The 15,733-nt window shown below is 47.5% G+C and carries 15 protein-coding genes; all 15 read right to left on the bottom strand.

Annotated elements, in window-relative coordinates; all coding sequences use genetic code 11:
- Positions 1 to 16: 16 nt before the first annotated feature.
- Complete coding sequence (locus MHB54_RS13210) at positions 17 to 1,048, bottom strand: ABC transporter ATP-binding protein (RefSeq protein ID WP_034095133.1); 1,032 nt, start codon at positions 1,046 to 1,048, stop codon at positions 17 to 19.
- Positions 1,049 to 1,101: 53 nt separating this feature from the next.
- Positions 1,102 to 1,926: an ABC transporter permease gene (locus MHB54_RS13205; protein WP_023991134.1), complete on the bottom strand. Its 825-nt coding sequence runs from the start codon at positions 1,924 to 1,926 to the stop codon at positions 1,102 to 1,104.
- A 204-nt stretch (positions 1,927 to 2,130) separates the two neighbouring features.
- A complete protein-coding gene (locus MHB54_RS13200) occupies positions 2,131 to 3,417 on the bottom strand; it encodes an adenylosuccinate synthase (RefSeq protein WP_025723148.1) in 1,287 nt (428 codons plus the stop codon).
- A gap of 377 nt (positions 3,418 to 3,794) precedes the next feature.
- Entirely contained in the window at positions 3,795 to 5,153 is a 1,359-nt protein-coding gene (dnaB, locus tag MHB54_RS13195; protein ID WP_023991136.1) for a replicative DNA helicase, read from the bottom strand.
- 2 nt (positions 5,154 to 5,155) lie between these two features.
- On the bottom strand, positions 5,156 to 5,599 hold the full coding sequence (gene rplI, locus MHB54_RS13190; protein WP_023991137.1) for a 50S ribosomal protein L9: 444 nt from the start codon (positions 5,597 to 5,599) through the stop codon (positions 5,156 to 5,158).
- Complete coding sequence (locus MHB54_RS13185) at positions 5,596 to 7,584, bottom strand: DHH family phosphoesterase (RefSeq protein WP_023991138.1); 1,989 nt, start codon at positions 7,582 to 7,584, stop codon at positions 5,596 to 5,598. The genes rplI and MHB54_RS13185 overlap by 4 nt, the downstream gene beginning before the upstream one ends.
- Positions 7,585 to 7,595: 11 nt before the next feature.
- Positions 7,596 to 8,513, bottom strand: coding sequence for a DUF2232 domain-containing protein (locus MHB54_RS13180; RefSeq protein WP_023991139.1), 918 nt, complete (start codon positions 8,511 to 8,513; stop codon positions 7,596 to 7,598).
- Positions 8,514 to 8,518: 5 nt separating this feature from the next.
- Positions 8,519 to 8,821, bottom strand: a complete 303-nt coding sequence (locus tag MHB54_RS13175) for a MazG-like family protein (protein ID WP_013312791.1) — start codon at positions 8,819 to 8,821, stop codon at positions 8,519 to 8,521.
- A 121-nt stretch (positions 8,822 to 8,942) separates the two neighbouring features.
- Positions 8,943 to 9,371 carry a CBS domain-containing protein gene (locus MHB54_RS13170; protein WP_013312792.1) on the bottom strand — a complete coding sequence of 143 codons (429 nt, stop codon included), beginning with the start codon at positions 9,369 to 9,371 and terminating at the stop codon, positions 8,943 to 8,945.
- A 45-nt stretch (positions 9,372 to 9,416) separates the two neighbouring features.
- Complete coding sequence (locus MHB54_RS13165; RefSeq protein WP_023991140.1) at positions 9,417 to 10,475, bottom strand: LCP family protein; 1,059 nt, start codon at positions 10,473 to 10,475, stop codon at positions 9,417 to 9,419.
- Between the two features lie 236 nt (positions 10,476 to 10,711).
- Positions 10,712 to 11,653: a D-alanyl-D-alanine carboxypeptidase family protein gene (locus MHB54_RS13160; protein ID WP_023991141.1), complete on the bottom strand. Its 942-nt coding sequence runs from the start codon at positions 11,651 to 11,653 to the stop codon at positions 10,712 to 10,714.
- Positions 11,654 to 11,811: 158 nt separating this feature from the next.
- Positions 11,812 to 12,777 (bottom strand): ABC transporter ATP-binding protein, encoded by a 966-nt coding sequence (locus MHB54_RS13155; RefSeq protein WP_013312795.1) that lies wholly within the window; start codon positions 12,775 to 12,777, stop codon positions 11,812 to 11,814.
- Positions 12,774 to 13,757 carry an ABC transporter ATP-binding protein gene (locus MHB54_RS13150; protein WP_264454327.1) on the bottom strand — a complete coding sequence of 328 codons (984 nt, stop codon included), beginning with the start codon at positions 13,755 to 13,757 and terminating at the stop codon, positions 12,774 to 12,776. The genes MHB54_RS13155 and MHB54_RS13150 overlap by 4 nt, the downstream gene beginning before the upstream one ends.
- Before the next feature lie 13 nt (positions 13,758 to 13,770).
- A complete protein-coding gene (opp4C, locus tag MHB54_RS13145) occupies positions 13,771 to 14,694 on the bottom strand; it encodes an oligopeptide ABC transporter permease (protein ID WP_013312797.1) in 924 nt (307 codons plus the stop codon).
- A gap of 11 nt (positions 14,695 to 14,705) precedes the next feature.
- The gene (locus MHB54_RS13140) at positions 14,706 to 15,668 is read right to left on the bottom strand and encodes an ABC transporter permease (protein WP_023991143.1); all 963 of its coding nucleotides are present in this window, start codon (positions 15,666 to 15,668) and stop codon (positions 14,706 to 14,708) included.
- Positions 15,669 to 15,733 lie beyond the last annotated feature (65 nt).

Below are 15,733 nucleotides of genomic sequence, written 5' to 3'. Positions count from 1 at the left end.
GGTTGATCGTGAATCTTCACTGTGCTGATGGAAAAGTAACAATTTTACTGAAGCTGAAGCTGATGTGCTCTCCACTGCGCAGCTCGGCCGCTCGTTCACGCGGCACAAACATTTTCAGATGATGGGTACCGCTATCCAGCGAAACTTCCGCATAATGCCCGAGAATCATCACTTGTCTGATCGTTCCGGCTAGAGAACCATTTTCTTCCGTCGTCAGAACAATATCCTCTGGTCTTACACCAACCATGGATTCACCTGTGTATTCATGCTCTTGTGCAAACGGTATTCCGCTCACAGAGACACTGCGACCTGTGCTCACCCCCTTTAATAAATTAATACGGCCAATAAAACCCGCTACAAAAAGTGACTGTGGCTTGTCATAAATCTCCTGCGGTGAAGAGAGCTGCTCAATTCGGCCCGCATTCATAACGACGATTCGGTCAGAAATAGACAGCGCCTCCTCCTGATCATGGGTGACGAACACCATCGTCATCCCTGTCTGGGTCTGGATATCGCGCAGCTCCTCTCTCATCTCCATGCGCAATTTGGCATCAAGCGCGGAAAAAGGCTCGTCCAGCAGCAATACATCAGGCTTTAGCAGCAAAGCCCGAGCGAGTGCTACCCGCTGCTGCTGACCGCCCGAGAGCTGTCCCGGCGTTTTACGCTCTGCGCTCTCTAGCCGAACCAGCGCTAGCGCTTCCTTCACCTGACGGTCAATTTCTGTCTTCTTCACCTTTCGAATCTTCAACCCGAAAGCCAGGTTGTCATACACGGTCATATGCGGCCACAAATTATAACTTTGGAACACCATAGCCGTCGGACGCTTTTCGGGCGGCAGCTTGAGTACGCTTTTACCCTGAATCTGAATGTCGCCACTGTCCGGGTCCAAAAAGCCGCCAATGGAGCGAAGCACGGTTGTTTTACCACAGCCGGAAGGTCCCAGCAGTGTCACCAGCTCTCCCTTCATCACGTCAAGTGAAATGCCTTTGACTCCGTCTCCTGTCTTGAAGCGCTTGGTTAACTCTTGAATGGATAATTGAATGGGCATTAGCTTAGGCTCCTTTTTCAGGATTTTGCAAACTCCTCTTTTGACCAATTACGTTATTTCACCTGAAATCCGCCTGCCAGTACATCCGCACTTACAAAACGCTTGGCTGCCAATAGCAGAATGATCGTTGGCAGGGTAAGAATGACAGAGAAAACAGCGCCCGTTGTGCTCGGATAATCAGCAATGATGGAATACATGATGACTGGCATTGTTTTATAGTCCGGTGTTCCGACAAGGAGTGTCCCCTGTGCTTCATCTAGTGAAGCAAGAAAGGTAAAGATGGAGGCGACCACAATGCCGGGCAGCGCCATAGGAAAGGTGATTTTCCAAAACACCCGAAATGGTCCGGCTCCGGCATCCCGCGCTGACTCCTCCTGTGCACGATGTACGCTGCGGAAGGCCGAGGAAGGAATCCAGGTCATATACATGAGCGTGTTTACCATATGGATAAGCACAATGCCTGCAAAGGTGTTCATCAACCCGAATTGGTAGAATAGTACGGCAATGGACACATACAAACCCATTTTCGGAAAAGCATGCGTAAGCAGGAATGAGAAAAGAAACCACTTACTGAGCGGGAAAGAAATTCGTGCAAAGGCATAAGCAGCAGGAATACATACGATAATGGAGCAGACCGTAACGGTAATCGCAATCAAGAAGGATAGGGAAATCGAGCTGAGTACATCATCCTGGGTAAGTACAAACTTCCACCATTCCAGTGACAAGCTCTGCGGGAGCGGTGCAGGATATTGCCATTTTCCCGAAACCGCCAAAAGGAGAAGGTTGGTCAGAGGTCCCAGGAAAAAAATGACGAAAATGACAAGCACGATGAATTCCACAATTTTGCGTGTGCCGAGTGAGCGAAGATACCAGTTCATAATTCATCCCTCTCAAGACGTCTAGACGTCCGAATCTCTTTTCTATTTGGATTATAGAGAGGGTTTGTTATCACAAATCGACAAGGAAGATAAGATTATGTAAAGGGGGAGGAACCATTTAACACTTCACAGAATAAAAAAAAGAGAGAGGCTGCTAACAGCCTCTCTCCTTGAACATGTATCAATAGCTATATCATTCTTGTCCTACAAATAAATCGGAAGCACCTGATTTGTTTGATCGCGATTACGCCCAACCGAGAAAATAGCAATTGGGATACCTGTCAGATCAGACACGCGTTGTACGTAATTGCGTGTAGTCTCAGGCAGTTCCTCCAGCGTTTTCACGCCAGTGATGTCTTCGCTCCAACCTGGCATTTCTTCATATACCGCTTCGCATTCCGCTAGCATTTTCAGGCTAGCCGGATAATGCGTAATCACCTCGCCGCGGTACTTGTAACCTGTGCAAATTTTCACCGTTTTCAGGCCAGTCAATACGTCCAGCGAGTTCAGGGAAAGACCCGTTAACCCACTGACACGACGGGCATGACGCACAACGACGCTGTCAAACCAGCCAACACGACGAGCACGACCTGTAACCGTACCGTACTCATGACCTGTTTCACGAATGTAATCGCCGACTTCATCGTTCAGCTCAGTTGGGAAGGGTCCATCACCTACACGAGTTGTGTACGATTTAGCTACACCGATGACTTGTTGAATCTTGGACGGTCCCACACCGGAACCAATACATACGCCGCCAGCCGACGGGTTGGAGGACGTAACGTACGGATACGTACCTTGGTCGATATCGAGCATAACGCCTTGCGCACCCTCGAACAGTACCTTTTGATTTGCGTCAATCGCATCATTCAACACGACAGACGTATCTCCTACATAAGGACGGATAAATTCAGCATACTCCAGATACTGTTTCAGTATTTCTTCTACGTCCAATGGCTCGCCGCCGTATACTTGTTCAATCACTTGATTTTTTTCTTTCGTTTGGTGGCGTAGCTTCTTTTCGAATTCCTCTGCATCCAGCAAATCAGCAATACGAATACCGTTACGTGCAGCTTTATCCATATAAGCAGGGCCGATCCCTTTACGGGTAGTACCAATTTTGTTAGGACCTTTGCGGTCTTCTTCCAGCACATCCAGCGTCATATGGTACGGCATAATCACATGTGCACGGTCACTAATGACCAGATTTTTTGTGGAAAAGCCATTATCATGAATGTAAGTAATTTCTTCAATAAGAGCGGCTGGATTTACTACCATGCCGTTGCCAATAACACACTTTTTATCTTCATAAAAAACGCCGGATGGAATCAGGCTCAGCTTGTACTTTTTACCGTCAATGAGAATCGTATGACCAGCATTGTTTCCGCCTTGGTAACGGGCTACCACTTCAGCGCTTTCCGCCAGATAGTCCGTGATTTTACCTTTGCCTTCGTCTCCCCATTGTGTTCCCACAACGACTACAGTTGACATGTTTCATTCCTCCGTGGAGTGCCCACAGACACTCTGATTTTGAGCTGACACACTACGCATATCCGACTTCAACCGCCTGAGCGAGCAGATATGGAGCGTTCTCGGACAGCAGGAAAAAACGTCCGTCGCAGACATTCCGTAGGTTCGGAAAGCCCCGGGCGTAATGTTCTCCCCACTGCGTTGAAGCAGCACTATAAGTGTAACAGCACCATTTTTTAAAGTCAAATAAAAAGCGAACATTATATTACATGAAAATAGTATTGTTCGTAATTGAGAGTTTCATTCCTTATATGAAAATACGTGAACCCTATAAAAAAGGACCCTTTCGAGATCGCGAAATCCGCGTCGAAAGAGCCTTTTCTTATGATACTAATATGTTATCCGGCGAACGCATCCGAATGGGCACGCTCGTAATTAGCGAATTTATTATAATTTTTGAGAAAGACCAATTCTACCGTACCGACCGGGCCGTTACGCTGCTTGGCAATGATAATCTCAATAATATTCTTCTTTTCTGTTTCCTGATTATAGTAATCATCCCGGTACAGAAACGCCACGATATCAGCATCCTGCTCGATAGAACCCGATTCCCGCAAGTCACTCATCATCGGCCGCTTGTCTTGACGCTGCTCCACACCCCGACTCAGCTGGGAGAGGGCAATTACAGGCACTTCAAGCTCACGGGCGATTTGCTTCAATGTCCGTGAAATTTCGGATACCTCCTGTTGCCGGTTCTCGCCTGCTTTGCCTCGTCCGTGAATAAGCTGCAAGTAGTCGATTACGATCATACCCAGTCCCTTTTCCGTCTTGAGACGGCGGCATTTGGCACGGATATCAGCCACAGTGATGCCGGGCGTATCATCGATATAGATTTCCGCCTCTGACAAGGCTGCAATGCCCATCGTCAGCTTCGCCCAATCGTCGTCGCCTTTAAATTCACCTGTCCGCATGACGTTCGCGTCCAGATTGGCCTCGGCGCAAATCATCCGCTGCACGAGCTGAGCGGCCGACATCTCCAGACTGAAGATGGCTACTGTCTCTTTTGCCCGAACTGCAACGTTTTGCGCAATATTCAGAGCGAACGCTGTTTTACCTACGGATGGACGGGCGGCCACAATGATCAAGTCATTGCGCTGGAAACCCGCCGTCATCTTGTCCAAATCAACAAACCCAGACGGAATCCCGGTCGTATTGCCCTTGTTCTGATGCAGCAATTCAACGCGGTCAAACACTTCCATCACGACATCGCGGATGGCAATAAAGCCACTACCTGAGCGCCCGTTGGATATCTCCATAATCTTGCGCTCAGCATCGCTCAGCATACCAGCGACATCCTCGCCACTGCTATAGCCTTCGCTCACAATCTGTGTAGCTGCACGAATCAAGCGACGAAGCATCGCTTTTTCTTCAATGATCTGGGCATAGTAATCCACGTTAGCCGCTGTTGGCACCCCGTGAGCCAGCTTCGCCAGATAACTGACACCGCCGATATCCTCTAGCTGTCCCTTGTCCTGAATTTTCGAGGTCAGCGTAACCAAGTCAATCGGCTGTCCGGATTCACCCAGCTCAATCATTGCTTCGTAAATCATCTGATGAGCCTTATCATAAAAGTCCTCGGTCTGCACCCGCTCCATTGCGGTAATCAGTGCTTCAGACTGGAGCAAAATAGACCCGATAACCGCCTGTTCAGCCTCCAGATTTTGCGGAGGAATCCGATCAAAAAATTCGCCGCCCATAATTATTCTTCAGTCACCTGTACTTTCAGCGTAGCTTTGACCTCAGGATGAAGCTTAACGGTCATTTGAGTCACGCCCAACGTACGAATCGGTTCTTCCAGCTCAATTTTGCGTTTGTCCAGCTTGATGCCAGTTTTAGCTACTGCCTCCGCGATTTGCTTGCTTGTAATCGCGCCGAACAGCCGTCCACCTTCACCAGCCTTCGCCTTGAGCTGAATCGTTGTCTCTTCCAGCTTTTTGCCGAGCGCTTGAGCCTCTTCCTTTTCCTCTTGCTTGCGCTTTTCCTCAGCAGCATTCTGATTTTCCAGCGTCTTCATATTTCCTTCTGTCGCTGGACGGGCAACACCACGCGGCAACAGGAAATTCGCTGCATAACCGTCCGACACTTCCTTAATTTGCCCCTTCTTGCCTTGGCCCTTCATATCTTTAATGAATATCACTTTCATTCAAATAACCCCTCTTCCCCATCAATTTCGGCCAGCACGTCGACCACTCTGCGCTTAGCTTCCTCCAGCGGGCAATCCAGCTGAACCGCCGCATTCGTCAGATGTCCTCCGCCGCCTAGCCGTTCCATGACGACCTGTACGTTCATGCGTCCGAGTGAACGGGCGCTGATCCCCACCAGGCCGTCAGGACGTTCACTGACCACAAAGGAGGCCAGTACATCCGTCATATTGAGTAATGAATCCGCCACCTGAGCAATCAGGAGCTGCGGTATTTTCTGTCCGGGCTCAGTTACCGCAATTGCGATATGCCCATATATCATTTTAGCATGCTTAATAATTTCCGCCTTAGCAATATATTCATCCAGGTCCTCTTTTAACATGCGCTGGATCATTACTGTATCTGCCCCACTACGCCGTAAAAAGCCGGCTGCCTCGAATGTACGCGAGCCTGTATGCAGGGAAAAATGCTTGGTATCCACCGTAATCCCCGCCAGCAGTGATGTTGCCTCCAGCGGTGTCAGTTGGACCTTCTCATGGATATATTGCAGCAGCTCGGTCACCAGCTCACAGGCCGATGACGCATATGGCTCCAAGTAGATCAGAACCGAATCGTTAATAAATTCCTCGCCCCGACGATGATGGTCGACAACCACCACCCGGCTGGCCGTTTGCACCAGACGCGGCTCAATCGTCATTGAGGCCTTATGCGTGTCCACCACGACCAGCAGACTGTGCTCAGTCATCAGCTGGAGCGACTGCTCTGGCGTCATGAGCGCTTGCGATAACTTCTCATCCTTGTTTACCTGCTCCATCATTCGGTCGATAGACGGATTGGATTTATCCAGTACGATATGTGCCTCTACATTGTAAAGTGCCGCAGCCTTCCACACACCGATGGCCGCTCCCAATGCATCCATGTCCGGTATTTTGTGTCCCATGATCAGGACGCGGTCGCTCTCCTGCATCAGGTCACGCAGCGCATGTGCAATGACTCGGGCACGCACCCTGGTACGCTTCTCGACAGCATTGGACTTGCCTCCATAAAAGGACAGGCGCTGTCCCGCCTTCACTGCTGCCTGATCGCCCCCACGTCCAAGCGCCATATCTAGACTGGATTGGGCCAGCTCGCCTAGCTCCTTGATGCTCTCTGCACCGAAGGACAAGCCAATACTCAGTGTCATTGGTACTTTTAAATCCGCCGTCATTTCCCTTACGGTATCCAGAATGACGAATCGACTTTGCTCCAGCTCCTGAAGCGCTTTATGATTTAGCATAATGAGATAACGCTCAGAAGATAATCGACGCAAATAAATATTGTACTGATTAGCCCAAGATGTAATCTCGCTTGACACCTTTGCAATAAGCGCGGTGCGTTGCTGATCGTCCATTCCCTGAGCAGCCTCGTCCATATTATCGAGCATGACGATACCGAGCGCCAACCGCTCGTTTTCATACTGCTTGCGTAGCACCGCCAACTCCGTTACTTCATACAAATATATCAGACGCTCATCGGGCACGATCAGAAACTGATAATGACGCTCATCATGCTGTAGCTCCACCTTCAGCTCACGAGCAGGCTCCTTTGTTTCCTTCTTGGTGCTTAGAGCACCTGCGAGTTGAGGAAACAAATCTTGAAGAGACTCACCAATCAGCGATTGCTCCTCGAACATCTCCCCGGCAAACCGATTGTGCCATTCTACCGTTCGATTTTCACTGTATAAAATGATGCCGAACGGCAATGTACTAATCGCTTCCCCTTCCACCCGCTTGATCCGGAAGGAAAGACCGCTGATATATTGATTCAGTTCCCGACGAAAATCCAATTCCGTCTTCAGCATCAGTCCGCCGAGCAAGAATGACAGCAGCAGTCCTATCACACCCAGTTCCCAGTTGTACATGGAAATACATATGACAAGCACCAGCAGCAGTAAAAACGCCCAGACCGTCTGATAGCCGTGCCAGCGTTTTTGTAGAAATTTAGGCATGACTGTTCACCCTATTTCTTTGATCTTGTAATAGCTTCACGCAGCGGAAAGGCCAAATCAATAATACCTATAATGCGGAGCGGCTGGAACACCAGAACGACGAGCGACAGCAGCAACGCAATCACCGGGCTCATTTTACGGCTATGCGTCCAAAAGTATACAAAACCAATCGTCTGGATAATAAAACATGCATGAATCAGCGGTAGCATACTAATGGAAACCATTTGAATCCAGCTGCTATCGGAAGACCCTGCTATCCATTCAATTACAATTGCCAGCAGATAATACCAGATCAGCGCGCGCGGTAGCCTCCACTCGCGAGCAGGCTTCATTTTGCGTACCGGTACATCGAGACTGCTCAATGCCGGACGTGCCAAAGCATGCGTAATCACCGCCAATATGAACGAGGTCATGATCAGCACATACGGAATTTTTCCAATCAGCATTGTACCGAGTTTCTGCGTATCCTCCGCTGTCCAATTCATGTTCGAAAACATCGGATTAGCACTCAAAACCTGCTGTACTATACTTGCCGATATCGCGGCCTGATCACGAAGGTACTGCGAAAGATCAAACCCAAAAGAATACGTAGCGATAAACAGAACAACCAACAACTCGGCTAAAATAATGCCCATTCCGGTCATCAACGCCTGAAAAGCAGGTCCTCCCTTTTTATAAATCCGTCCCATCATTATTGAAGGAATCAGAAAATAAATCGCAGGGAGCAGCGAATACACATCGAGTAGCGCTATAATTAACAGCACCGGTATGACGTGGACCAGAAATCCTTTGAAAGGCAGCGATGAAAACAATACAGCGCCAGGCACAATCAGCAAAAATACGGTAATGATTCTTAATGGTGTCAATAGAGTCAGCAGCAGAAGCAAATAAATGACGCTCCATGCTACAGTTGCCAAGCGGAATTTCAACGTTTTCACCTCTTACGCATATGTTCTTCCAGTGCGGAAATGTCCTGATACCAATCCTCCAGCTGGTGTCCTTCTTTTCTGTGCTTTCTTAGCTTGTCGATGAGTAGATCATCCAATTCACGGTAAGACACTCCAAGGCGCCTCCCCAAAATATAACTGCTCATCACCAAACTCGCCAAACAATCACCAATGCGGGCTGTACTGCCTTCCCACATCGCCTTAAACAGACGGGAGACTTGGTCAAGCACCTCTGTTTTAAGCCATTCAATAACCTTGGCTCGTTTAACTACATCCATTTCTTTAGGCATATGATGAAGAGTCACACCCCTCTGAAAAAGCTTTATTCTCCATTATAGCATATCCTATTCTGAAAATAACTGTTACCCCATAAGGTAAATCGTTATTTTCGGACCAGCTTTGCTGCTTATTTTAGCTTGAAGTATTAAGCGATTCCCTGGACACAAATTTTTCACAATACTCAATAATCTGGCTGCGACGTACAATGCCAATAAACCGTTCCATATCATCTACGACGGGCACAAAATTCTGTACCTTCGCCAAATTAATTAAATCCTCCATGTTCGCGTCAATGGATACGGGCTTCATCGTAACCCGCAACGGAACGTCCTTAAGCATAAACTTAGAAGCGTTTTCAAAGGTGATTTTCCCCTCGGACTCTTTCATATGCCACAACAGATCACCTTCTGTAACTGTACCTGTATATCTACCTTCTTTATCCAAAATAGGAACCGCTGTAAAACGGTGATATTCCATCCGTTCCAACGTTTGCCGTAAAGTAGCATCCGCCGTTACACAAGCAACTTCCTGTTTGGGAAGCAAGAAAAAAGCGATGTTCATGAGAAACGAATCCCCCTCAAAATCAAATATAAATCAATTGATTATTCACTGAATGTCCTGCTTGTCGGGAAGCCTCAGCGTCTGCGGGGTTGTATCGGAATCTAGCCAGTTCGCAATCATAAGTCTGGCATATTCAAGTTCCTGTTCATTAGCCCGGTCATAATACAGGCCCTTCTTCTTGAACCCTTCCCCCGTAATCGTAAAACTTGAAATTTGTGGATTCCCCTGCGAAATAGCCTGCTTGCCAAGCCCAGTAATAAAAGTAGGTTCCATATCGGTTTTGAAATTGGCTCCCATAATATCGAGCAGCTCCGGGATTTTGGTAATTCCGTTGATATTCAGCAGCTTATCGGCCATAGCGTTCAAGAAAATTTGCTGCCGTTTTGTACGGTTGAAGTCGCTATCTTCCCGATATCTAACATAATACATGGCTTCCTCACCATTATAAAGCGGCTTGCCCGCCTCAATACGGAACTTGATATGCAGCGGATTCTTATTCTCAATGGGCTTGTCGATGGGAAGCACAACTCCACCCACTGCGTTCACCGCCTCCTGAATACCCTGGAAATTAATCGTAGCATAATAATCGGCCTTATGCTCCATCAACTTCTCTACTGTAGCCATGGACATATCTGCGCCTCCGAACGCATAAGCATGCCCCAACTTATCAAAATCATCCTCGCCATCGCGATTCGGATCATGTCCGACAATCTGTACGTACGTATCCCTTGGAATGGAAATCAAAAGCACACGCGATTCTGCGGGCCGTACTACTGCATACATAACCGTATCCGAACGACCACGCGCCTTTTCATTTGGCCTTTCATCTGTACCCAGTAACAGCACCGAAAAGGGCTCCTTACGGTAAGCTACTGTCTCTTGCTGCTGCTGTTCACCGGATTGTCGCGGCTGATAGGATTTCTCCAGCTTGCTCTCCAACGTCGGTGATACAAACCAATCAAAAGCCACCAGTGTCAGCTGTTTGCGGAATAGGTAGCCTCCCACTGCAATCAAAAATAAAACAATACATGAAATATATAGAGCGGTAAACCTCTTTTTCTTTTTGGGCTTTCCACTGGTCCTTCTCTTATGTCTTCTCTCCATAACAGGTACCTTCCTTCTTTCCGTCACAAATCCCATCTCTTCATTAAACCGAATTGGTCCCACATGAAGCGAAAACTTCCCCTCAAAGCATAAAAGGTCTGCTACCCTGTTGTCAAAAGTATCATGGCGTGGTCAGCTTCTCAAATTCATGCCAAAAAAGGCTTCGACCTCACGGTCAAAGCCCCAATTCATGTTTATATTCGTATCCTATGTAGCTTTCAAAATCATTTTCCCCCTTAATGCGGGGCCAGTTTCACCAAATTTTGCAGTCGCACCGGGAAAGAAGTCGACAGGGCAAAACCATAATCGAACAACCTCCGTGTCTGCTCAAAACGCTCCTCCTTGCTCGGTGCACCCAGCACCACAGCAACTAGCCGTCTTCCATGCTGCTCAGCTGTACCCGTGAAGCAGTATCCAGCATCGCTTGTGTATCCTGCTTTCAGTCCGTCCGTTCCCGCGTAAGAGTACGGTCCAGCCAAGGAAGGCAGCATCCAGTTCGTATTACTAATATAGATGCCTTTATCCTTCAACTCCATCTGCGTACGGCTGGACGTTCTCAAAATCTCCGGGTGTGACGTAATCAAATAGGAGGCCAACTTCGCCGTGTCGCTTGCTGTCATTTTCGTTTCTCCCCGAATATCCTCAGGGTGATTCGGCCCCAATTCACTCTGCCCTGCTCCAGAGGCATTGCTGAAGCGACTATCGGATGACAACCCGATTTGGGCAGCTTTTCCATTCATACGCTTCACAAAAGCTGATTCATTCCCTGCTGAACGCTCCGCTAACGCGACAGCGGCATCATTCGCTGAATACACAACCATACTCTGGAACAATTCGGATACGGTCATCCTTTCACCATACCGGAGGGACAAATTCACACCGCCCACCGTACTCGCGTAACGGCTAATTCGCACTTCATCATTCCAGCCTAACCGTCCGGCCCGAATATCCTCCAGCACCAATAGCTCAGTCATGAGCTTGGACATATTTGCGGAAGGCATAGGCGTATCGCCGTTCACATCCATCAGTAATTCCCCAGTATGCATGTCCATCAGCACCGCAGCCTCTGCATCCACATTCGGCTTTCCGATCAACAGGCGGGGTCCAAGCGTAATAAAAATCAATATAATAAGTACCGGGACGACAATAGCCCAACGTAACCAATGTTTTTTCATCATCGTAATAACCTCCATACTTTATTAGACGATGAAAAATCCATTTTGTCTGCAATTTTTCGAAAAAAAGATACAATTTTTTTACCTTTTGTATTCCACGCCAAAATATCCGTCAATTCTGCTTTCAGGATGACGGATATTTTGCTTCCTAATTATATATTTTAGGCAAAGTGACAGGCTACAAAATGCTGATCGCCCGCATCGCGGTATACCGGAATCTCTGTTTTACAACGTGCTTCTGCCATAGGACAACGTGTATGAAACTTGCATCCTGAAGGCGGATTGGCCGGAGATGGGATGTCTCCTTTCAACACAATCCGTTGTCTCTTGATCGTGGGATCGGGAATCGGTACTGCCGATAGCAGCGCCTTTGTGTACGGATGAAGCGGATTACTGAACAGTTCCTCCTTGGAGGAAAGCTCTACCATTGAACCCAGATACATCACACCAATCCGGCTACACAGATGCTCGACTACACTTAGATCATGCGAGATGAACAGATAGGTCAATTGGCGTTCCTGCTGCAAATCACTTAACAAGTTAATAATCTGGGCCTGAATAGACACATCTAGAGCAGATACCGGCTCATCAGCCACAATAAAATCAGGATTCAAAATCAAAGCCCTTGCAATCCCGATCCGCTGACGCTGGCCGCCAGAGAACTCATGCGGATACCGATCATAATGATACGAGGATAGCCCACAAATATTCAGCGTTTCATTGACCTTCTTCCGCAGCTCACTACGATCAATCAACCCGTGATCCAGCAACGCCTCACCAATGGCTTCACCGACCTTAATTCTCGGATTCAGTGAGCTAAAAGGGTCCTGAAAGACGATTTGCAACTTCGGACGAAGCGCACGAATCTGCTCTTTGTTTAACGCGTGCAAGTCTTCACCTTTGTATCGTACCGATCCCTCTGTCTTATCCATCAATCTAAGAATCGTGCGTCCAATCGTACTTTTGCCACAACCCGATTCTCCTACCAGACCGAAGGATTCACCCTTATGAATGTTAAAGGATACATCATCGACTGCTTTCACATGTCCGACAGTACGCTGAAAAATCCCGCCTGTGATCGGGAAATACTTTTTCAGCCCTTCCACTTGAATCAAAGGCTCGCTCATATCCGTTGCCCTCCTTCTTTCTCATATAGCCAGCAGGCAACCTTATGACCATTCTCCTTTTCATTCAAAGGAGGAGCCTGATCCTTGCAAATTTGCATACAGTGGGAGCACCGATCATGGAAATGACAATTTTCTTCCAGCTCAATTGGGTTTGGAACCTGTCCTGGGATGGAATACAGTCGATCCATTTTCTGATTAATGACGGGCTTCGCCTTTAATAAGCCTTGAGTATATGGATGCTGCGGATTTTTAAACAGCTCAATGACAGGCGCCTCTTCAATGACGTTTCCAGCATACATAACGACCACATAATCAGCCATTTCTGCCACGACACCCAAGTCGTGCGTAATGAGCATAATGGACGTTTTAAGCTTATCCTTCAAATCCCGCATTAAATCCAGAATCTGTGCCTGAATCGTAACATCCAGTGCCGTTGTTGGTTCATCCGCAATCAATAACTTCGGATTACAGCTTAATGCGATGGCAATCATGATCCGCTGGCGCATACCGCCACTCAATTCATGAGGATAGGAATGAAATATTTCCTCTGAACGTGAAATCCCCACCAAATTAATCAGCTCAATTGCCCGAGCATGTGCTTCTTTTTTACTCATTAATGTATGCATCAGCAATGGCTCCGTGATCTGTTCCCCAATCGTAAGCACGGGATTCAGAGAAGACATCGGCTCCTGAAAAATAATCGAGATGTCATTGCCGCGAATCTGCTGCATTTGACCTTTATTGAGTTTTAGGAGGTCTTTGCCCTCAAACCAGATTTGTCCGTCTGAGGTGTGGGGAGAATCAATCAACCGCATCATCGTCATCGCAGTTACACTCTTACCGCAACCAGATTCTCCTACCACACAGAGCGTTTCACCCTCACGAATTTTAAAACTGACGTCATTGACCGCTTTGACAGTTCCGTTAGAGGTATGAAAGTGGGTTTTCAGGTTACGAAATTCAATCAAAGCATTTTCCATAAACGTTCGTCTCCTACTTCTTCATTTTAGGGTCCAGCGCATCACGCAAACCGTCGCCAATCAGGTTAATCGCTACAACTGTAATTAGAATACACATTCCCGGTGGGACCCATATCCAAGGCCGTTTGCGGAAGTCAATTAGGTTATTTGCAGCCGATATCATGTTCCCCCACGAAGGTGTGGGCGGCACAACGCCGATTCCCAGGTAACTGAGCGCAGATTCTGTAATAATCGCACCCGCCACTCCAAGCGTAGCCGTAACAATAATGGTAGGAATCGTGTTCGGCAGCAAATGTCGGAATATTTTGCGGCGGTCTCTCAAGCCTAGCGCTTCCGTCGCCTGCATGAACTCCTGTTCACGCAGCGTAAGAATCTGCCCCCTGACCAGACGAGACAAGCTAGTCCAGCTCAAGACCCCGATAATGAGCATCAGAAAATAAATGCGATTCGACGGATCGACCTTCAAATCCGACAGAACAGCACCTAAAATAATAAGCAGCGGTAATGTAGGGAGTGCCATGAAAATATCGGCAATCCGCATAATAACCGTATCCACGCCTTTACGATAAAACCCTGCCAGCGCACCCAACGTCGCTCCAATCATGACCGAAATAAACGTGGCGACCAGTCCCACCGTCAAGGAAATACGGCCGGCCAGCATTGTACGCAGCAAAATATCTCTACCAAACTTATCTGTACCAAGCCAGTACTTAGCATTAGGCGATAAATTTTTGTCAGCTAGCTTGTAATCATCTAAATGATAAGGTGAAATCATCGGTCCAAAACTACAAATGATAACCATCAGAATTAATATAACGAGACCAGCCAAAGCCAGACGGTTTTGGTTAAAACGGCGAACGGCGATTCTCCATGGAGACGCTTCAGGACGGATCGCCGCCTTTTGATTCGTTTCAATCGTGACTGTTTCTGCGGACAATAGTATCCCTCCTACTTCAAGCGAATTCTTGGATCTGCCATGCCATACAATACATCAGAGAGCAAATTACCAATAAGCGTAAGTAACGCTAAGAAAATCGTGAAGCCCAACATAAACGGATAATCCCGCATACTAATCGACTCCAGATAGACCTGACCCACACCCGGCCACACAAATACTTTCTCCAGAATCATCGCCCCACCAAATAAGGCCGGAAGCTCGAAGCCAAGTAGTGTGATGGCTGGAATCAGTGCATTGCGCAGTGCGTGCTTGAAAATAACCGTACGTTCCTTCAAACCTTTGGCGCGTGCGGTACGAATATAATCCTGACGAATGACCTCCAACATGCCTGTACGGAAATACCGGGTCAGACTTCCTGTGCTCAGCATCGTAAGTACGAGTGTCGGCAGGAACATATGCTTGAGAACATCCACCATATAAGCCCACGAGCCTGGCTCCATCCCTGCTGTGGTCATGCCCCCAACCGGGAGAATTCCCCACTCCAGGGCAAATATTTTGATGACCAATAGACCAATAAAAAATGAAGGCAGCGACATACATAAGAAAATGAATAATGTGACAAACTTATCGAATAACGAATATTGGAACTTGGCTGAAAATACTCCTGCAATAACCGCAATCAACCAGCTAAAAATAAGACTAAAAAAAGCGATAATAAATGAGTTCCATACATAATTGCCAATGACCTTCGTTACCGGCTGCTTATGCTGTAATGAATCCCCCATATTCCCCTTTAACATATTACCGGCCCATATAAAATAGCGTTGGTATTCCGGTTTATCCAGCCCGTAGATATGTCGTAGCTGCTGCGCCTTTTCGGCCGTCATATTCGGGTTCTGCTTGGCTGTAATATAATCACCCGGCACCATGGCTGAAATCGCAAATACGATAATGGATATGCCAATAAGTGTGGGGATGAGTTGCAGCAGTCTTCGAATAATGTACTGCTTCATATTCATTCCTCCAGACGAATAAAGTGATATGCTCAGCTCGTGAGAGCTGAGCATACGATTGGCAA

The organism is Paenibacillus sp. FSL M7-0802 (assembly GCF_038004945.1).
GTDB lineage: Bacteria > Bacillota > Bacilli > Paenibacillales > Paenibacillaceae > Paenibacillus > Paenibacillus polymyxa_B.
This window is presented reverse-complemented; position numbering and strand designations above follow the sequence as displayed.